The sequence below is a fragment of the Vibrio comitans genome, from assembly GCA_024346835.1.
In the GTDB taxonomy this organism is placed as follows: Bacteria; Pseudomonadota; Gammaproteobacteria; order Enterobacterales; family Vibrionaceae; genus Vibrio; species Vibrio comitans.
Genome location: AP024866.1, coordinates 891,053 through 910,154 on the forward strand (window position 1 = coordinate 891,053; position 19,102 = coordinate 910,154).

Here is a 19,102-nt window from a genome sequence, read left to right on the forward strand (position 1 = left end):
TATATACCCCCCAATACACTCCTGAACTATTTGTGCTCCAAGCTATCTTTTTGTGGTTATTTTTCTCATGACAGCGCCTTTGACCTAAGGATATAGAATAAAGCTGAATAGCATCACATAATCTAACCTTGAGGCTAGTATGGAAAAATGACAACCTTTATAATATTCAATATTTTGAATATAAATAGTATGCACCTCTAAGCAGGGGTTAATGCGGCTCCAAAATAAAAGCCAACTACTTAATTTAAATAATCAAATATTTGAAGATATGCTCGTGCTATCTTACTTATAAATACATAACAAGGATTAAAAATGAAAAAAATTGCAATTGCAGGTCTTCAGCGTGAACAAGTACGTGACCACATCGAAGTGACTGTACCTGGTGTATTCGAATGCCATATTTTATCAGACATGGATGCTGCCATGAAGGTTAATTCGGGAGAAATGGACTATTTCATAGGTAGTTGCAATACAGGCGCTGGCGGTGCACTTGCTATGGCTATCGCTTTAATTGGTTTCAATAAAAGTTGTACGATTGCTAAACCATCAATCCAAGCAAAAGAGAGCGAAGTTTCGGCATTTATAGAAAAAGGATACGTAGCGTTTGGTTTGTCGATTGAGCATATTGAACATGCAGTCCCTCTATTAGTTCGTCAACTTGCGAATCAGTAGGAGTGAAAGATGGATTTCTTTAATATTGGCTTAGTGGCACTTTTATGTGCAATGACTGCACTTGTCGCGAATATGAGTGCGGCGGTTTTCCACGATGGTATCCGGCCAGTTCTACCGCAATTGGTTGAAGGCAATATGACTCGCCGAGATGCGGGCTCAATTGCATTTGGTCTATCTATCGGTTTTGTTGCATCTGTTGGTATCTCATTTACGTTATCAACGGGTTTATTAAATCCATGGTTGTTATTTTTACCAACTGATATCCTAGGTGTTATGATTGGAAGCCGTATTCTTGCGGCGTTAGCGGGTGGATTGTGGGGTGTTCTGGTCATGACATCGTTGGCAGGTGTCAACGCTGCATTAACAAGTTTACCGATTGATGCTCTCGGTGCGTTAGGTGAGCTTGGTACACCAGTTATGACGGCATTTGCTCTATTCCCATTGTTAGCAATTTTCTATCAATTTGGATGGAAGTCTGGTGCGGTCGCTGGTCTCATTGTAATTATTTCTCGATTACTCGTCATTAAGTTTACAGGTATCTATCCAGAGTCTATTCAAATTTTTGTAGGCATGCTGATGCTGGTTTACTTTGCTATTAACAAAGATTTAGCGGATAGAAAAGTAGGCAATACACCTCCTGATATGTCGGGGATGCACAGTCTATTTGAAGAGCGTACAAAACGTTTGTTTAAACACCTGCCATTTTTGGCAGTTACAGGTGCATTGATTGCGATGGTATCTCAAGGCGGAATTTTTGCTGGCTCAGAAGTTTCAATTTACGCGCTAGCAGACGCACACAAAATTACTGACCCTGAAGCTCATAATGCAGCAATGCAACAGGTTGCACTGTCAGAGTTTATGCGCGGATTGGGCTTCATTCCACTAATCGCTACAACAGCATTAGCCACTGGAGTATACGGTGTGGTTGGTATGACCTTCGTGTTTGTGGTTGGCTACCTCTCCCCTAATCTCGTTGTAGCTGGATTGTTGGGAGCTGTAGTGATTTGTGCGGAAATTTACTTACTTCGTCGTATTGGTAAAGTGTTAGAGCAATTCCCATCGATCCGCAATGCTTCAGACAACATTCGAAATTCAATGAATACTCTCATGGAGTTTGCGCTGTTGATTGGTGGTGTTCTAGCGGTCATGAAAATGGGTAGCACCACGGGTTTAACAATATTTACGGTATTATTCTTTTTAAATGAAGTGATGGGAAGGCCGGTATTGAAAATCGCAGCCCCTGCTGTTGCTGCGATAATCACAGGTATTCTTCTAAATATTCTGAATGTAGTTGGCTTGTTCGCTATCTGACTTGATCTAAATAGCAATTGAAGGAAGGCCATCTGTATAATTAGATGGCCTTTTCTCAGGAATGTCTCGTCCTGAAATATGTTTACACATTGAGGACGAATTATGACTACTTCAAATAAATCCTACATCAAGCGTACTCAACGCGATTATACACTAGGCTTTAAGTTACAAATGGAAACATATGTATACAGAGGTGGGATGTTCAAAAAACATCATCAAGCTAGCATGCTGAGCTCTGATGTTATTGAGTTTAACGGCCTCGTATACTGACTCGTGCAACTATAAGTGCTAGCTTCTAGCTAACTCAGAAATGTCCAGATGTGTGTTCTAGGGGATTTTAGACTTACTCTCCAACATGAGATTAACACTTGGTATCACTGAGAAAGTTAAGCTGAACAATATTCAATTTGAATAGCGGCTTCCCATTGTTCTAAAGCTTCTCTCTTTTCTTTGATATACTCATATAAGTCGTAATGCTTTGATGATACATCATTAAATGAGTGCCCTTGAATACGATCTCGGATTTCTTTTGTTAGCTCTATTTCACCGCCGAGAGTTTTGAATGTGCGTCGAAAATCTCTAGGGATAAAATGTTTTATCTCATGAGATTCACGATAGTACTTAACTGCTTGAGCGATGGTGTTAGTTGGTGTTGGCTCTTGTAGATTCGTTTTTTTCGGGAATACATATGGACTTTTTGATGATTTCTTTCGACGACGAAGTATATCTATAGCAGTCTTTGTTAATGGGATAGCATGAGGCTTATTAGTCTTAAAAATTTCAGGCCGAACAATTAGTACTTTTGTTTTCCAGTTAATATCGGTCCATAAGGTATTGACCACTTCATATGGTCTTTGTCCACCTAGGTGAAAACATAGAAAAATTATATCACGTGTGGTTTGGTCTAGATTAAGATTATCAAAGTCGTATTTAAGGTCATAAAGCAGTGTTTTTAGTTCTTCCAAGTTTAGATAGTTTTTCCCTACTCTATCTGCATCAGTTTGTTTGGGTATAGCACTAACTGGATTGGATGTTAAATTGAATAGACTAGTAAAGTCTGGAGAATAATTCGCTGGGTCATTGTCATATTTAATACCAAAGTTAAAGGCTGAATGTGAAATAGATCTAACTTTATTCGCCTTAGTTGCTGCGCCTCTGTTAATCATTTCGGCGAGGTAGGGGATAAGGTCTCTCGGTGTTATTTCACATGCTTTTTTGTTAGGACTCAAGAATGTGTATATGCCTTTTTCAACAGATTCAAGATCAACCTGACAGTTACGCTTACCGTTCTTCTTCTTGTATTTTGCATGAGCATGCAAGAGTTGTTCTAATGTCCCAAGGCTATTGTTCTTAACTTCTTGATTAATTCTGTCTTTCTCTTGCTCAAGCAATACCTGTTTGGGTTTTAGTCCTTGTTCAAGTAACTTGGTGTAGGTGGACGATATCTCTCGCGCTTCAGAAAGTGAAACGGAGGGAAAGTCACCAATTTTGATGAACACTGGTTTTGAATCTTCAAAGTATCGAAACTTAAAAGTTTTGGTACTACTAGGAAGCACTTGAACAACAAGGCGTCCTTTTCTCCGAGTTTTACTATCGTCTGAAACGTAGTAGGGGTTTTTCTTCTATTTTAGAGATTCAATAGCTTTGACTGTTAACATATCGTATACCCCTCAAGTAGTTAATATCAGGCTAATTTGACCTATATCCATAGTCAAGTTTTTAGTCTAGTTAAGGTGGTGCTTGTTGAAATGCAAAGAAATGATATGAAATATTATAGCTTGTGATTATTTGATGTAAGTTGTTGAATTTGCGTTGTTAATAATTAATTTGGGAAAATATGAAATAATGTGAACTTGAGCATATCTATCCCTTCTAAGGATGTGGTCGTAGGTTCGAATCCTACAGGGCGTGCCATATTCTATAAGGCCTGACGACTTTTTAAGTTGTCAGGCCTTTTTCGTTTTTGTCGAAACTACTTAGACATTACAGAGTTGGCGTCACCAGCTGTATTAGTTGAACTACTTAAATACCTATGACGTTAACCCTCCATTAACCGCTTCATTGTTAAATTGCTCTCAATTAATAAGTAATGAGAGATCGTATCAATGTTTCGACAAGTGATCCTTTCTTTGGCTCTGGTGATTGTTGCTGGGTGTGCATCGAATAGTGAGGTTGATTATGCCAATGAAGCAACCAAGAAAAGCGAGCGGTATTTAACTGAGCTTCTCGACGCAAAGGGGATTCAGCCTTCCACTGCTCAACAACCAAACAACACATCTTTATTGACCGATTTGGTCGATGTACCTGAATTAAAACCTTATCTCGACTCTGCATTGGCTAATAACCCTAGCTTGCAACAGAGCATCATAGCGCTGCAAATTGCCTATGCTGAACACGGTGTAACATCTGCCGACCAATTGCCTTCTGTAAGTGCCGGTTTTAGTGGCGAAGTGTCTGACGAAAATGAAGATGTGTACCAGGCCGACGTTACTGTCACCTGGGAGCTTGATCTATGGCAAAAACTGGCGGATAGCAGCGCAGCAGCCGCCAAAGATATTGCGAGTTCTGAGGCGGAGCTTCAGGCAACAAAAGATCTGTTGGCCGCCAACATTATTCGAGCTTGGCTTGAAATTAGCGTGAATAAGCAGTTGCTGAGTATTGAGCAACAGCGCCTAGATATTTTAGAAAATAACGAAGTTTTAGTACTAGAACGCTATCAAGTTGGGCTGGGAAGCTTAGAAGAGTTAGACAGCGCAAAAACCAGTACAGCCTCGACACGAGCAACGGTCGCAGAATACCAAGAAACAGTGGCCCAAAGTGAACGTAGCTTGATCTTACTAACAGGGCAGTGGGGAGCTGAAACCAATACGCCACAGGTCGCCCTTGAATTTCCTGAAGTGTTGAGCCCACTGGATTCTTTGTCTGAGCAAACGTTGGCTGGTCGTCCCGATTTACAGCAAGCCTTTTTTAACATTGAAGCAGAAGCGTTTAGAACCGATGCCGCTTATAAAGCAATGTTACCTTCCTTTAGTTTAACGGCAAGTTTGACCGATCTGGCGGAGTCACCGAGCGAAGCGTTATTTAGTGACCCGCTATGGAGTATTTTAGGCAGTATCTCAGCACCTTTGTTCCAAGGTGGAATGCTTAAATCTCAAGCTGAACTAGCAGAGCTCACTACAGAACAAGCCTATTGGACATACCAAGAAACACTATTGTCTGCGGTGAACGAAGTTGAAAATACCGTCGGACAAGAATCTGCACTGGAGCAACAACAAACGCACCTTGTTGAAGCACTTGCGAGTTCTCAGCGAAGCATCGTGAGCTATGAAGAAAAATACCGTCAGGGGTTAGTCGATATCTTGGACTTATTGACTGTTCAACAACAGTCTTACGACATACAAGCACAACTGGCGAGCACCACTTATCAAAGACTACTAAACCGAGTTGATTTAGGCCTAGCATTGGGCTTGGGAATTTAAACATGAAGATTAATCTTAAGAAAAACGCCACCACCATTGCTATTACTCTTGCCGCTGCAGGTTCAATCTTCGCCGTTGCTTCTTATAACGGAAGTCAAATGGCACAAGCGGGTCAACCTAAGACTGTGCAACCTCCTACAGCGCCAACGAAAATAGAACAGGATTTAACAATCACATCCTTATCTCAAGTCGCTGTTTTGAAAGCTAAAACAGATAACTATCAAGCACAAGTGGTCGGTTATGGCGAAACAAAGCCACGCTTTGAACTTGAACTCGCTACGGAGGTTGCAGGTCGCATTGAATTGTTAACCAGTGAGTTCGAAACCGGCATGATCGTTAAGAAAGGCACAATGCTCGCCAAGATGGACGATACTGCTTATCAACAAGCGCTAGCACAGGCCAAAGCTGATGTCACTTCGGCTCAGCTGGCGTTCTTAGAGGAGCAACGCGAGGGTGAACAAGCAAAATCTGAATGGAAGCGCTCAGGTATTGAAGGGGAGCCGAGTTCGCCTTTGGTTTTACGGGAGCCACAATTGGCCAGTGCGCGAGCTGATTTAGCTAACGCGAAGGCGGCTCTAGATAAAGCACAGCAAGATCTTGATGACACGGTGGTACGTGCTCCTTTTGATGCCTTGATTATCTCACGAGATATACAGCCTGGAAGCTATGTTGCAGTCGGCCAATCGGTGGCGACGCTCTACAGTGTCGACCGTGTGGAAATTGAGTTACCTCTTTCTGAGCAGCAATGGAACAATCTACCCAACTCAAGCACGTTTGAAGATTGGCAAGTCACCGTGACTGACAGTTATGGTGAAAATCAATGGGTGGCTCATGTCGAGAGAACTTTGCAGCACGTTGAACAAAGCACCCGCCAACGCTCCGTTATCGTTGCGGTTGACTACCCACTAGAACAAGACTCGCCTTTGTACCCAGGAACATTTGTAAAAGCCACACTTTCAGGTACTCAAGTGAATGATCTATGGGAACTTCCTGCCTCAGCGATATCTCAGCAAGGGGATATTTGGACGGTAGATGATAGTGGACTACTACATAAAGAAACGGCTTCTAAGCAATTTGAGCGCAATGACAAGGTCTATGTGGCTCCTGCATTTGATACAAACGAAGCGCTAGTGGTAATGCATCCCCTAAGCAGTTTCCAAGAAGGTATGAAGGTCAATCCGAGTGAGGAAGGATAAAATGAGCCAAGTTTCTCAACAGCGAGGGATTATCGCTTGGTTTGCTAGTAATCCAGTGGCTGCCAACCTTTTGATGGTGGGAATGGTCTTGGTGGGTTTGTTTTCAATGAACTCACTACGTAAAGAAGCCTTTCCAAGTTTGGAGCCTGATGTTGTAACGGTATCCGTTGTTTATGACAGTGGTGACCCAATTCAGGCCGAAGAAGGCATTGCGATTAAGATTGAAGAAGCATTGGAAACTGTTTCTGGCATTAAACGTATCACCTCGACATCCAGTGCGACAGGGGCAAATGTCTCGATTGAAAAAGAAACTAACTATAGCCTTGATACCTTGCTCAGCGATGTGAAAACGAAAGTTGACGCTATCAATAACCTGCCTTCAGAAGCTGAAAATCCGGTGATTGATAAGGCGAGAATGCAAGACCATGCACTTTGGATACAGCTTTATGGTGATGCTGATAGGGCAACTCTGCAATCTCTGGCAAATGAACTTAAATCTGATCTGTTAAGTCAGAGTGCAATTAGAGATTTAGAAATTAAAGCCAAAGTTGACCCTATGGTATCCATAGAGGTGAATGAAAGTGCGTTGCAAGCATACGGTTTGACTCTCACGGATGTCTCGGAAGCCATCAATGCAGAATCTTCTACCAGCATTGCCACCAGTTTGCGCAATGGTGAAAAAACGGTACGGCTCAAAGTCGCAGAGCAGGCGTACGAAGTCGAAGACTTCAGAGCGATTCCTGTATTGACCAATGCCAATGGTAGCCAAATTACGTTAGGTGATATTGCAACAGTCAGCGATACCTTTGAAGAAGATACATTTAGTCTCTCACGCTACAACGAACACAACGCCATGGGTATCCAGATTGTTATGGATGAATACGGTGATGTGGTCAGCATTGTGGAACAAGCAAAGCAAGTTGTTGAGCAGTGGAAAAGTAACAACATTTTGCCTGAGAATGTAGAGATAGAGTCTTGGTACGATTCGAGTACGCTAATTACAGAGCGTCTTTCATTGCTGACACAGAATGCATTAACAGGTATCGCGTTAGTCTTTATTGTATTGGCCGTATTCTTGAATATTCAGGTGGCGTTTTGGGTAGCGGCTAGTTTGCCATTCGTATTTTGTGGAACACTGTTCTTTATGACAGACACGTTCACAGGCTTAACCATCAATGAAATGACCACATTTGGCTTCATTATGGCACTCGGTATTGTAGTTGATGATGCGGTGGTGATTGGAGAGAGCGTTTACTCTACAAGGCGTAAACACGGAGACAATATTCAAAGTACGATTTTAGGCACGTTGAAGGTGGCTAGCCCGACTGTGTTTGGTGTGCTCACGACGGTAGTGGCGTTTTTATCCATTGCTGCGATTGATGGGAAAATGGGGCAAATATACGCGCAGTTTGCTTCTGTCGTGACCATCTGCTTATTACTATCCCTTGTCGAATCTAAATTGATTCTTCCTGCTCACTTGGCGCATGTGAATACACAGCCACGCAAGAAAAAGGGTATTTGGGGGCATGTTCAGCAAGGTGCGGATATGGCACTGGAATGGTTTAATCAGCGCATCTATAAACGAGTGATAGAGCAGGCACTCAATTTTCGCTATGCCGTGGTTTTAAGCTTTATCGCCTTGTTTATTTTGGTTGTGGGTATGCCATTTACTGGCGGGGTTCGTGTGGCATTCTTTCCTGAGATTGCTGGAGATACCGTGAAAGCTGAAATTAGCATGTACAACGACAGTAGCTTTGGTCGAACTGAACAGAACCTTATGGTGCTTGAAGCGAATGCTATCAAGGTCGATCAACAGTTGCGAAACCAAGAAGATGGTAGTGATACCTCAACCTATATTTCAAGTATCCAAGTGCTTGCTGAGGATGATAAATCAGGCGAAGTAAAAATTGAGCTAGACGGTGATGCTTCTTATTCTGCGGCTGAATTTGCTGATCAGTGGTTACAACTGTCTGAGGGATTGGAAGGTGTCAAAAAGCTAAAAGTACTGGCCAAGCGAGAGATGGTTGATAACTTTAAGGTCGAGATAAAGGGTAATGATGACACTGCTTTATTTGCCGCAGGTAAAGAGTTTAAAGATAAGCTGTCTCAAATTGAGGGTGTCAGTGGCATTGATGACAACTTAGATCTTGGTGAACCTCAATATCGTTTTGAATTAACAGAGCAGGGTCGTGCGCTGGGTATGGACACGGCAAGTTTGTCCAAGCAAGTTCTGCAATCTTTTGGTGGTGATATTGTTCAGCGTTTTCAACGAGGTACTGATGAAGTCACTGTACGTGTTCGCTATCCTGAAGAGGACCGTCAAACTTTAGCGGATATTCAACAGTCGAATGTGCGCACCAGCGATGGAACTGTCCTACCTCTAAGTGCAGTTGCAAAAGTATATTCGGACTATCAACCGGCAGAAATCACTCGAATTGACAACAAACAAGCGGTGTTTTTGACGGCTGTGGTTGATAAAGACATTATTTCATCGGGCGAGCTAGTCCGCTTGATGCAATCGACCGTAGTGAAGGATCTGCAGGCTAATAATCCTACAATGAAGTTTGATTTTACAGGGGAAGCGGAGCAACAAAAAGAATCCACAGATTCGATGGAAGAGACCTTTGTGCTGGCTCTAGTTCTTATTTTTAGTCTTTTGGCGATTCCGTTGAAGTCGTACGTGCAACCTTTAATTATTATGACGGCTATTCCATTTGGGATTGTGGGCGCAATACTGGGGCATTGGTGGAATGATCTAACCATTAGTATTCTATCTTTAAACGGTATACTGGCTTTGAGTGGGGTAGTAGTGAATGACAGTTTGTTATTGGTCTCCAAGTTCAACCAACTAGTGCGAGAAGAGAAAGTTTCTGTACGTGCTGCGATAACAGAAGCGTGTAGTGGACGTTTACGGGCGGTTCTACTGACCTCGGTAACCACTTTTGCTGGCTTAGCGCCTTTGTTGAGTGAGACATCGCTACAAGCACAATTCCTTATCCCCGCGGCGGCGGCATTGGGTTATGGCATTTTATTCGCCACTGTTATTACGCTTGTGCTAACCCCTTCACTTTTGCTCATCCAAATTGATGCGCACAATGGATTTTCAAAGATAAAGCAAAAGGTAATGGGTTCAGGTAGACCCACAGTTATTGATGCCACTAATTAGTAGATAGGACACGGAATAGATATGAGCATGGAAAACATTCAGCTTCTTTTAGTTGAAGATGACTTGGGTATTGCCACGGCCGTTGTGGATTATTTCGAACTGGAATCCATGTCATGTGATCATGCCGCCAACGGTTTGCTAGGTTTGAATTTAATCAAAGAAAACGACTATGACGCAGTTATTTTGGACCTAAATTTACCAAAAATGGACGGCTTAGAGGTGTGTGCTCACCTTCGTGAGCAGGGGTTCGATGTTCCGATATTGATGCTGACGGCAAGAGATAGGCTCGATGATAAACTGCAAGGGTTTTCGAGTGGCGCTGATGACTATCTCGTGAAGCCTTTTGCCTTAGAAGAGCTCATGGTTCGCATTAAGGTGCTCTCACGTCGCCGAAGCGGTGAAGTGAATCGGCTCAAGTTTGATGATTTGGAATTAGATGTCAAAGCTGAAACCGCTACACGCTCAGGCATGAAACTGAAACTGTCGCCTACGGGGTTCAAGATTCTTACAGCACTAATGCGCCATGCTCCCAATGTCATAAAAAGGGACAAGCTTATGCAGATAGTCTGGGGAGATGAGCAACCAGATAGTAATAGCTTGAAGGTGCACATATTTAACCTTCGAAAGGCCGTTGATAGCGAATCCACGAATAAGCTAATTCATACAATTGCAGGGCAGGGCTTTGCCCTCAGACTAGAGAACGAATAATGAAAATCCGAACCAGTCTTAGGCTTTACGTAGTTGCTGCGATGTTACTTTCGGGCGCAGTGGTTGTGCTTGGAATGTCTGGTTTGGCAATAAGTTATTTTTTCTATGGGCTAGATACCGCAACCATAGGAAACATGCGCTCAAAGGCTTATGAAGTAGAAGTCTCCGACGGTCAGCCTGTTAAACTGCACGACATGACTATAGCGACTCGTTGGCAAGATCTTCCCGAAAGTATTCGCAATAGTTTTGACCGTAACGAGCTGGAAATTGGTCAGTTAGAAAAGCAATTAGATGGCATACCTCTTCTTCAACGTCCAAAAAGAGCCCGCTTTGTCGTTAAGCTAAGTCATGGTGGAAAGGTGCGTTTTGTTTCGACTGAATACAATGAACTGCAATCTGAAGATTTTAAAACTGACCATTCCCCGCAATTTCGCTACATATTGTTTATCGGTTTAGGCGCGATGATTTTATTTGGTGCGGTACTGGCCATCTTGATTCGTCGTGTTTCTTTGCCTGTGCATCGGCTGCGTGACTGGGCTAAACAATTGGACAAAAAGCAACTCGGTGAGCCAGCACCAGATTTTAATTACATTGAATTAAATACATTGGCTGAGATTATTCAATCGAGCTTAAGTTCTGTTCAAGAGAGTTTGGCTCGTGAAGAACGATTTCTAGGGTATGCCAGTCATGAGTTGCGAACACCAATTGCAGTAACACGCAGTAATACCGAATTACTACAAAAGATGATTGAACGAGGCATCAAGTCTGAGAAGCAATTAGAGGTATTGAACCGAATTCACAGAGCGTCATTTACGATGACTGATCTCACAGAAACATTGCTTTGGCTCAATCGACAGGAAAGCAAGGCGCTACTTGCAGAGTCGATTGTGTTCGGTGATTTAGTGGAGCAAATTCAGTCAGAGCTGCGTTATTTGCTAGAAGGAAAAACGGTCCAAGTAGAGCTCAGCCGTGACACAACGGTGCTTGATATTCCGAAGGGGTTAGGGCGAATTGTGATTTCAAATTTGATTCGAAATGCTTTTCAACATACTTATGACGGTAACGTCGTTATTGAGCAGAATGCACATCGCCTTATTATCACCAATACCAACGAAAGTGATGCGACAAATCAAATTGATTTGGGTTTTGGTTTGGGGCTAGAACTGACCGATAGACTGGTAAAACAATGCGGTTGGTTCTATCAAAATGAACCATTAGAGAATGGCCGCAGGGTCGAGATCCACTTTGTGAATGAATCAGATTAATTAACAGTACTGGTCTATATTTTGATGATTCCGCAACTAGTGACTATTGTTGCGACTAATACTCTATAGATACCAGCGCCCCAATTTGAGTATAGGGCGCTGTTGGCAAGTGGTGTGATTAAACGCAAGTCAGCCTCTTTACCAGGCGTTGGCAAAAACCTGTGTCCAATAAATGCCGTATCGAGTATCAGGATTCTCTACTGCACTGGCACCCATTTCTGTAATACTTTCGCTCATGATATTTTGACAGTGACCAGCACTGCTCATCCATGAACTCATCACATCGTCGATAGTTTGTTGGCCCGCAGCGACGTTTTCCGCCCATGCGTTGGCGGAATAACCTGTATCAGCAACGCGTTCGGCGGGAGTACTGCCATCAGAGCCCGTATGATCCATGAAGTCGGCATTGGCCATATCACCGGAATGTCGAAAAGCCGCCTCTTCTAAATCGTAGTTCCATTTTAATTCTGGTACTGCCGGCATTATCGCTCCACCACAATTTTGCTCTGTTGAGCGGGCTTCGTTGACCGCGTTTAGCATCATGGTTGCAAAGTCATTGGATGGGGTATCATCACTATCACTATCACTATCACTATCACTATCATTAACAGGGTCTGATTCTCCACCTTCATTGCCATTGTCCGGCAAGGTGTTTTCATCAGATCCCGGATTAGTGCTTGGAATCGTAGGCTCTGAAATGGAACTCGATTCAGAGCTAGAGCCAGAACCGCAGCCTAGCAAAAGAGAGGATAAAAGAATGATGGGTGTATATCGCATTGTTGTACCTAACTACCTTGTACAGCACCTGTACTAATGATTAAAAATTGCTCACCTCGGGCACTATACGAAGTAATCACAACGCTCATCAATATATGAATCGTGATTCTTACGTTGTTTTGACATAGCAAAAACTGCTCAAACTGTAGCCTGTTGATTTAGATGGTTATTATCTATTGGCGGTTTTTTGCTCAGTAAAATAACAAAAGGTCAAGCCTAAAACAGGCCTGACCTTTGAGGTTAATGTCGACTTTTAGTTGAGCTTATTTAATCAGTTCGATATTTCTCACCTTGAAAGTAAAGCCCGCTTGGCTGGCATTCCATGAAGGAAGAATAGCCAGTGGCGTATTTACGTTCTGAATATTAAGACTCCCAGTATTGAGTGCTGACATAGGCACTGAGACCGTATGCCATGTTCCCACCCCGTATTCAGCGCGAGGCAACAGTAGGTCGTCTCCAGGGCCTTCAGGTGACTCCATCTTGATAACAAGGCCTTGTGTGGCGTTCTCACCGTCGTTGGCTGGAGTACCGTAGTTTTCAACGTAAAGTTCAAACTTTAGTTCTCCCTCTAGATAGTTCTCTAGATTTTGAGAATCACCATTGACGAACACAATGCCTTTGTAGCTTTCTGGGCTTGTTGCTTCATAGGCCACGTTCAGTTCACCGTTAGATAATCTCTGATAGGTCACGTGACCCTCAATGCCTTGCCAAGTGTCTGTGTTGACTTTGTAGTCACTTAGGTTTGGCCAAAGAGCACTCACATCCACCATATCTTGATCAAGCGGTGGAAGAACTTCACCAGCAATTTCCTCACAGGAGATTGCATCTTCTGCGGCATCGATAGAGCGTGGCACATAACGTATTTCACCAAGGTTAAACTCAAATTCTTGCGATGAATCCGAGTAGAGCAAGAATGCAGTATTTAGCATAGGGAAGCTCATTCCCTCGTCTGCGAGACACTGCAAAGGTATCTTGATGGTTTGCCAATTGCTTTGGGTTGGATCTTCTAGTGGCTTAGGTAGGACTTTACCCACCTCGACTTCACCAAAACAAGGCCACTCACAGTGCATTGACAAAATGAAGTTATCAGGCACTTCTTTTTTCACGTCGATATCAAACTGCAATGTAGCGTCTGCGTTTAGATAAGAGTTTCTATCTTCGCCTTGTTCATCAAAAGTTTGCATGTATAGCTGACGGGCTCCGTCTCCAGTGAAGGTAACGTTCAGTGCGTCTTGTTGATGTAGGTAGTTAATAGGCTTAGTGGTTAGGTTGCCTATAGATGTATCGTTGCCATTAGACACCTCAACTCCAGCCCAACCCGTATTGTCACCAGACATTCTAGCAACAAACTCACCAGAGCTAGATCGACCGAAAATTTCTAGAGGCTCTGTTGCGATACCGTCATCAGGTTTATCTTGCCCGCAGCCGAACTCTCGTGGGTCAAGGGGCAGATTGTCTAAGTCTTGATCATTATTGCTACCATAAGTTAAGCCATAGCCATACGGGAACAACGGCTTGTGTTCACCCTCAATATCTTGCTCAGTTTCAGGTGTCACATAATCTTCAATGTTTGGAGCATGACGGTTGATTGTGGTTGAACATTTTAGGTTCGGCCATGAGTAAGATAATGAGCCAGTAAAGCCCTTATTATCTTGAGCAAACAGAACATCAGTGATCCCGCCCGCTTCAGTGCCAGGAAGCCATGCAGCTACGAACGCATCTGAGTGACTAATTTCTTCATTTACATACAACGGACGTCCAGAATAGAACACGGAAACAATAGGGTTACCGCTTTCTTCTAGCTGGCGAAGTAGTTCTAGATCAGCGCCATACTTAGATTTCAGCGTTGCGTATTCGAGTGTTTGGTTTCGCTTAATATCACCAAACATTTCTGCATATGGGTCCTCACCAAATACAACAATCGCTGTGGTGTTTTCGTCAGCTTGATTAATATCAGTAATGACATTTTCTTCACCAAGAAGCTCTTGCATTGCCATTAACATAGTTTGAGCGCCAGGGAAATCTCGCTCAATTTCATTTTCAGTCCCTTGCCAAGTAAGCGACCATCCACCCGTTTGCTTTTGGATATCATTTGCAGCACTACCTAAAACCAAATATTTCTGGTTGGTTGACAGTGGCAAAATGTTTTCTTTGTTCTTTAGAAGAACTAGCGACTGGCTAACGGCTTCTCTTGCCAAAGCACGGTGTTCATCAGCACCTAAGATATCCGAGTTACCGGCGAAGGTACGCAGTGACGGTTGAGGTTTTTCCCAAAGATGAGCTCGCATCTTCACACGTAGGATTCGAGTAACCGCGTCATCAATACGTTCCATTGGAATAACGCCATCTTTCACTTGTTGGATAACGTTATGATAAAAACCCTGCCAGTCACTACGAGCGGTGACCATGAATACGTCATTGCCTGCATTTACTGCCTCTGGGCAGTTTGACGCAGTACAGCCGTTGATTTCACCTTGGCCATTCCAGTCAGTGACTATGATGCCATCAAAGCCCATCTTATCTTTCAGTACGTCATTAAGAAGGTATTTGCTGCCGTGGATTTTATAGTTGTATTCGCCGGTGCCAGTTTGATCATAGTTAGCCGGGTCGTGCCATGAGTTAAATGAACTCATGACTACTTGAGCTCCTGCGTTTAGACCTGAGAAATAACCAGTAGCATGAATGTTTCTTAGGTACTCTTCGCTGTAATGATTTTCACCGCGGTCGACCCCATCTAGGGTGCCACCGTCACCAACCCAGTGTTTCACATTAGAGATGACATGACTGTCTGTCTTGATTCCGTTTTTGCCACCTTGTAAACCGGTAACCATACGACCTGCATAGGCATAGATGATCTCCGGATCCTCTGAGTAACCTTCATAAACGCGTCCCCAGCGATAATCTCGCGGAGATGCAACAGTTGGTGCAAAGGTCCAATCAAGGCCAGTGGCGACGATTTCTTTTGCTGTTGCGTGTCCAATTTCTTCAATAAGATCAGGGTTTCTTGCTGCACCTAGGCCTATGTTATGAGGGAAGACGGTTGCTTTGAAAACGTTGTTGTGACCATGCACGGCATCGGTTGCCCAGATGAAAGGGATATCAAAGCCGCGGTCGGCATAAGCCTCTTTTAAGGCTAACCAGTATTTATCTGATTTTTTTGCCCAGTCTTCAGCCGTAGCGTATTTGTCGTCGTTAGGCCAACCCCCACCACCATTTAGCAAGGAACCCAGTTTGTATTCTTTTGCTTCTTCTGGGGTGACTTCACGAAGGTCTGGCTGAACCATTTGTCCCACTTTTTCTTCTAGCGTCATTTTTGCCAGAATTTTTTGAACTCGATTTTCTATGCCAGGGTTTGCTTTAACAGCACTGTCTACTTGGGGCCATTCATCAAAGTGGGGAATTGTGAAAGCGCTTTCTTTTGCGCCCAAAGAAGAACAACCTAAGACTAATGTGGCCGAAATTATGCTGGAAAGAAGGTTTATTTTTGTTTTCATTATTGGTTCTCGTCATTGAGTTAAATAATATCCGTAGAACATAGCGATGCGGGGGTAACATTCATACGCTCTATATATGATGTTAAAGTGATTCTTGTTGTATAAATGTGCGTCAACTCAACTTGTAAGTCATTGACTTGTATGATTATTTTTAAATGTGAGAGAGATGGAAAAATGAAAGTTCAAATGACAGAGTTTGTCAAAACATGATTTTGGACAAAGATATTCATTTTAAGTTATGTAAGCGCTTACATTAATGTGGCACTAAAACAGTCGCAAGTGAGGTATCAAGGCACCTAGTCTGCGTGAGCGTTTGGTTATCTAGGATTTTAGAGTGGGGTTTAACCGTTTTTCGTACTGGTGAGTAGGGATAACTGACGAAGGAGCAAGGTGGTATAACCCCTTATAGAATAAGGGTAATGCCGGTATTTTGAGCGTCAGATCACAAGCTCAGAATGAGAAAATAAAAAAGTTAATGAAATGTATTCATGTTTGAGCGATTTTGTAAATCTTGCATATACTTTACACAGAACTTTGAAGCGACACACTTTCATGTAGTGAGTTTGCAGAAATACGCAAAGGCGGTTTAAGGATATGACCGCTGAGATTCAGGGATGAATTTAATGATTAGGAAACTCCTAAGCGGCATCGTGTTGGCGGCGTTAGGCTCTAGTGCGAATGCGGAAAACTTACTCGATGTCTACAAGCAGGCTCTTGAGTATGACCCAGTCTATCGAGCGGGAATATCACAATATAACGCAGACAAGGAAGTGTATGAGCAAGCTCGTTCTGTACTATTGCCAACGTTAGACCTTGAGCTTAGCCACACACAAACCTATCAAAAGATAAGAGATTCTGATAATCCCGTGTATGCCGGGGTCGGTTCTACAGATTATCCCACCAATGAATTAAACCTTTCTTTAACTCAATCTATTTATAGCTTCAGCAACTGGGCTTCATTTTCTCAAGCAGAGGAAGATGTGAAGCGTGTGGCTGCGGAGCTTGAAGATGTTCGTCAAGAATTGATGCTTCGTGTTGCCAGAGCTTACTTTACGGTACTTAAAAAGCGAGATACTTATCTTGGCATCGATGCTGAGGTGAAGTCTTTAGAGAAACATTTTGAGCGCGTCCAATCTCAAGCGAGCAATGGTCTGGCAAGAAAGACGGACGTTATTGAAGCTGAGGCAAGATTGCTTCAAGCGCAAGCGCGTCAAATCGAAATTGGAAATTCATTAAGAGACTCTTTACAGGGGCTTTATGAATTAACAGGACAAGTACCAGCTTCTATGGCAACACTGGGTGAAGAGTTGGCCCTGGTTAAGCCTGATCCATTTCAAGTGGACAATTGGATTAGTGAGGCGCAACAGAACAACCCACTTATCCTAGCCAAGCAGAGCGCAATGGAAGCAGCGCGTGAAGATATTCGCATGCAACAGGGTGGTCATTATCCATCACTGGATTTAGTCGCGTCTTATAATATTTCTGACACTGACGGATCACTATTTGGTGGCGGCAGTGAAGTGGAAAGTGCTGATGTCGCTGTGGTGTTATCTGTTCCTATCTATGCTGGTGGCTCAGTGTCTTCAAGGGTTCGTGAAAAAGAAAACATGTACAACAAATCTCGAGATGAACTTGAGCAGACTTGGCGTCAAACCTCACGCGAAACCCGTGCTGCCTTTACGGGTGTGACTAGTGCTATTAGTACGGTTCAAGCGCTTCAGAAATCAGTGGAAGCCTACACTTCAGCGGTCGAGTTTAAGCAACAATCTTATGAATCTGGTGTTGTAACCAGTATCACTGTTTTAGATGCAGTGCGAGATTTGTTCATTGCGCAAACTGAATACTCAGCAGCGCGATACGACTATTTATACAACAACTTGCGGTTAAAAAGGGCTGTAGGAACGCTTACTGAGTTCGACTTGCAGCAAATCAACAATGCGTTACAGGGAAAAGAGGTATCCACCGATTTAAGTGTTCTTGATGAAGACCTAGAGCTGTCTAGGTTGGTGTTGTACTAGTTCGAGGCCAACTCAAGAAGTTGAAGCTTTGACATGATTTTACTTTGGGGTGTTAACCAACTGAATAACAGCGCCCTAGAGCTAGAAGTATTTTATGGATGAAAAGGAGTTCGATGTGGCTACTCAATTATTAATTTATGGACAAGTAGAAGCGGTTAACAAGAAGCGCCATTTAGATTGGTCAATCAAGGCAGAAAATAATTACGATTTTGCGAAGAAAGTGAATTCAGTGCCGTTGATGGCAGCCGAGTTTCCTCATGCGGCACAAGACTATTCAATCGTCTTCGCAGGAGAAGGCGAGCAACTTTTACCGGTTGTCGTTATGGGCATTAAGCAAGATGAAAATTTATATGTAAACGATCAAGGCCAATGGGTAGCGAAGTACATTCCTGCCTTTGTTCGTCGTTATCCGTTTGTGTTTGCGAGCACAGATGAAGGCAAAACGCTGACGTTGTGTCTTGATGAGTCGTATTCAGGTTGCAATAAGGAAAACCGCGGTGAGCGCCTGTTTGATGGTGACGGCGAGCAGACTCAGTATCTATCCAAGGTATTGGAGTTTTTACAGGATTACCAAAATCACTATCAAAGAACCCAAGCCTTTTGCAGCAAATTAGTTGAGCTGGATCTGTTTGAAGATATGGGTGCTAAGTTCACATTGCCAAGCGGCGAGGAACGAACGCTAACAGGCTTTAAAGTCATCAATAAAGAGAAACTTAAAGCTATCAAGCAAGAAGACCTATCTCAACTGTTTGCTTCTGATGGCCTTGAATTGATCTACTTACATCTGCATTCGCTTCGTAACCTAAACAAGATGTTGCAAAACAGCGGTGCGACTTCAGAACAAAACGTTAGTGATGAGCCTGAAGACAGCGCTGAAATTCACTAACAGTGAATGGACTGCATTGCACGCCAATGCAGTTATTGATCTAACAGACAGCACAGCCGCATTGGCTGTGCGTTTTTGCTTTTAGTGACCGCTAAAACCACAGGAAGTGTAAGGTTATCTCGTGCCGGGA

Annotated in this window: 12 protein-coding genes, 1 tRNA gene and 1 pseudogene; 10 read left to right on the top strand and 4 right to left on the bottom strand. The window is 43.1% G+C overall.

Going from position 1 to position 19,102, the window contains the following annotated elements:
• Nucleotides 1-312 precede the first annotated feature (312 nt).
• Both OCU46_RS04210 and OCU46_RS04215 read left to right on the top strand, forming a co-directional pair.
• Nucleotides 313-672 (top strand): DUF2620 domain-containing protein, encoded by a 360-nt coding sequence (locus OCU46_RS04210; RefSeq protein WP_141271008.1) that lies wholly within the window; start codon nucleotides 313-315, stop codon nucleotides 670-672.
• 9 nt (nucleotides 673-681) lie between these two features.
• Nucleotides 682-1,983: a YhfT family protein gene (locus OCU46_RS04215; protein ID WP_141271009.1), complete on the top strand. Its 1,302-nt coding sequence runs from the start codon at nucleotides 682-684 to the stop codon at nucleotides 1,981-1,983.
• Between the two features lie 386 nt (nucleotides 1,984-2,369).
• On the opposite strand, the gene OCU46_RS04220 is transcribed toward OCU46_RS04215, so the two are convergent.
• Nucleotides 2,370-3,149 carry a site-specific integrase gene (locus tag OCU46_RS04220; RefSeq protein ID WP_280176834.1) on the bottom strand — a complete coding sequence of 260 codons (780 nt, stop codon included), beginning with the start codon at nucleotides 3,147-3,149 and terminating at the stop codon, nucleotides 2,370-2,372.
• Nucleotides 3,150-3,389: 240 nt separating this feature from the next.
• Nucleotides 3,390-3,560, bottom strand: a pseudogene (locus OCU46_RS04225) (Arm DNA-binding domain-containing protein); the annotation flags it as partial.
• Between the two features lie 232 nt (nucleotides 3,561-3,792).
• Between OCU46_RS04225 and OCU46_RS04230 the strand changes: the two are divergent.
• The 6 genes from OCU46_RS04230 (at nucleotide 3,793) to OCU46_RS04255 (ending at nucleotide 11,797) form a co-directional block, all read left to right on the top strand.
• Nucleotides 3,793-3,897: transfer RNA gene (locus tag OCU46_RS04230), tRNA-Arg, on the top strand.
• Between the two features lie 191 nt (nucleotides 3,898-4,088).
• On the top strand, nucleotides 4,089-5,462 hold the full coding sequence (locus OCU46_RS04235) for a TolC family protein (RefSeq protein ID WP_141271011.1): 1,374 nt from the start codon (nucleotides 4,089-4,091) through the stop codon (nucleotides 5,460-5,462).
• A gap of 2 nt (nucleotides 5,463-5,464) precedes the next feature.
• Nucleotides 5,465-6,658, top strand: coding sequence for an efflux RND transporter periplasmic adaptor subunit (locus tag OCU46_RS04240; RefSeq protein WP_141271012.1), 1,194 nt, complete (start codon nucleotides 5,465-5,467; stop codon nucleotides 6,656-6,658).
• A gap of 1 nt (nucleotide 6,659) precedes the next feature.
• Entirely contained in the window at nucleotides 6,660-9,824 is a 3,165-nt protein-coding gene (locus tag OCU46_RS04245; protein WP_141271013.1) for an efflux RND transporter permease subunit, read from the top strand.
• Nucleotides 9,825-9,851: 27 nt separating this feature from the next.
• Nucleotides 9,852-10,532, top strand: coding sequence for a response regulator transcription factor (locus OCU46_RS04250; protein WP_141271097.1), 681 nt, complete (start codon nucleotides 9,852-9,854; stop codon nucleotides 10,530-10,532).
• The gene (locus OCU46_RS04255; protein ID WP_141271014.1) at nucleotides 10,532-11,797 is read left to right on the top strand and encodes a sensor histidine kinase; all 1,266 of its coding nucleotides are present in this window, start codon (nucleotides 10,532-10,534) and stop codon (nucleotides 11,795-11,797) included. The genes OCU46_RS04250 and OCU46_RS04255 overlap by 1 nt, the downstream gene beginning before the upstream one ends.
• A gap of 138 nt (nucleotides 11,798-11,935) precedes the next feature.
• On the opposite strand, the gene OCU46_RS04260 is transcribed toward OCU46_RS04255, so the two are convergent.
• Both OCU46_RS04260 and OCU46_RS04265 read right to left on the bottom strand, forming a co-directional pair.
• A complete protein-coding gene (locus OCU46_RS04260; protein ID WP_141271015.1) occupies nucleotides 11,936-12,574 on the bottom strand; it encodes a CAP domain-containing protein in 639 nt (212 codons plus the stop codon).
• 263 nt (nucleotides 12,575-12,837) lie between these two features.
• Nucleotides 12,838-16,068, bottom strand: coding sequence for a glycoside hydrolase family 3 protein (locus OCU46_RS04265; protein WP_371858838.1), 3,231 nt, complete (start codon nucleotides 16,066-16,068; stop codon nucleotides 12,838-12,840).
• A gap of 623 nt (nucleotides 16,069-16,691) precedes the next feature.
• On the opposite strand from OCU46_RS04265, the gene OCU46_RS04270 reads away from it, so the two are divergent.
• Together OCU46_RS04270 and OCU46_RS04275 are read left to right on the top strand one after the other, a co-directional pair.
• Nucleotides 16,692-18,086, top strand: a complete 1,395-nt coding sequence (locus tag OCU46_RS04270; protein ID WP_208733534.1) for a TolC family outer membrane protein — start codon at nucleotides 16,692-16,694, stop codon at nucleotides 18,084-18,086.
• Between the two features lie 115 nt (nucleotides 18,087-18,201).
• A complete protein-coding gene (locus OCU46_RS04275) occupies nucleotides 18,202-18,972 on the top strand; it encodes a SapC family protein (RefSeq protein ID WP_141271017.1) in 771 nt (256 codons plus the stop codon).
• Nucleotides 18,973-19,102: the final 130 nt, after the last annotated feature.

What these genes read in the sequence shown, in the direction of transcription:
- OCU46_RS04270 (WP_208733534.1), top strand. Translation starts at nt 16,692, where the DNA reads ATGATTAGGAAACTCCTAAGCGGCATCGTGTTGGCGGCGTTAGGCTCT.
- OCU46_RS04235 (WP_141271011.1), top strand. Translation starts at nt 4,089, where the DNA reads ATGTTTCGACAAGTGATCCTTTCTTTGGCTCTGGTGATTGTTGCTGGG.
- OCU46_RS04250 (WP_141271097.1), top strand. Translation starts at nt 9,852, where the DNA reads ATGGAAAACATTCAGCTTCTTTTAGTTGAAGATGACTTGGGTATTGCC.
- OCU46_RS04220 (WP_280176834.1), bottom strand. Translation starts at nt 3,149, where the DNA reads ATGATTAACAGAGGCGCAGCAACTAAGGCGAATAAAGTTAGATCTATT.
- OCU46_RS04245 (WP_141271013.1), top strand. Translation starts at nt 6,660, where the DNA reads ATGAGCCAAGTTTCTCAACAGCGAGGGATTATCGCTTGGTTTGCTAGT.
- OCU46_RS04255 (WP_141271014.1), top strand. Translation starts at nt 10,532, where the DNA reads ATGAAAATCCGAACCAGTCTTAGGCTTTACGTAGTTGCTGCGATGTTA.
- OCU46_RS04240 (WP_141271012.1), top strand. Translation starts at nt 5,465, where the DNA reads ATGAAGATTAATCTTAAGAAAAACGCCACCACCATTGCTATTACTCTT.
- OCU46_RS04215 (WP_141271009.1), top strand. Translation starts at nt 682, where the DNA reads ATGGATTTCTTTAATATTGGCTTAGTGGCACTTTTATGTGCAATGACT.
- OCU46_RS04265 (WP_371858838.1), bottom strand. Translation starts at nt 16,068, where the DNA reads ATGAAAACAAAAATAAACCTTCTTTCCAGCATAATTTCGGCCACATTA.
- OCU46_RS04260 (WP_141271015.1), bottom strand. Translation starts at nt 12,574, where the DNA reads ATGCGATATACACCCATCATTCTTTTATCCTCTCTTTTGCTAGGCTGC.
- OCU46_RS04210 (WP_141271008.1), top strand. Translation starts at nt 313, where the DNA reads ATGAAAAAAATTGCAATTGCAGGTCTTCAGCGTGAACAAGTACGTGAC.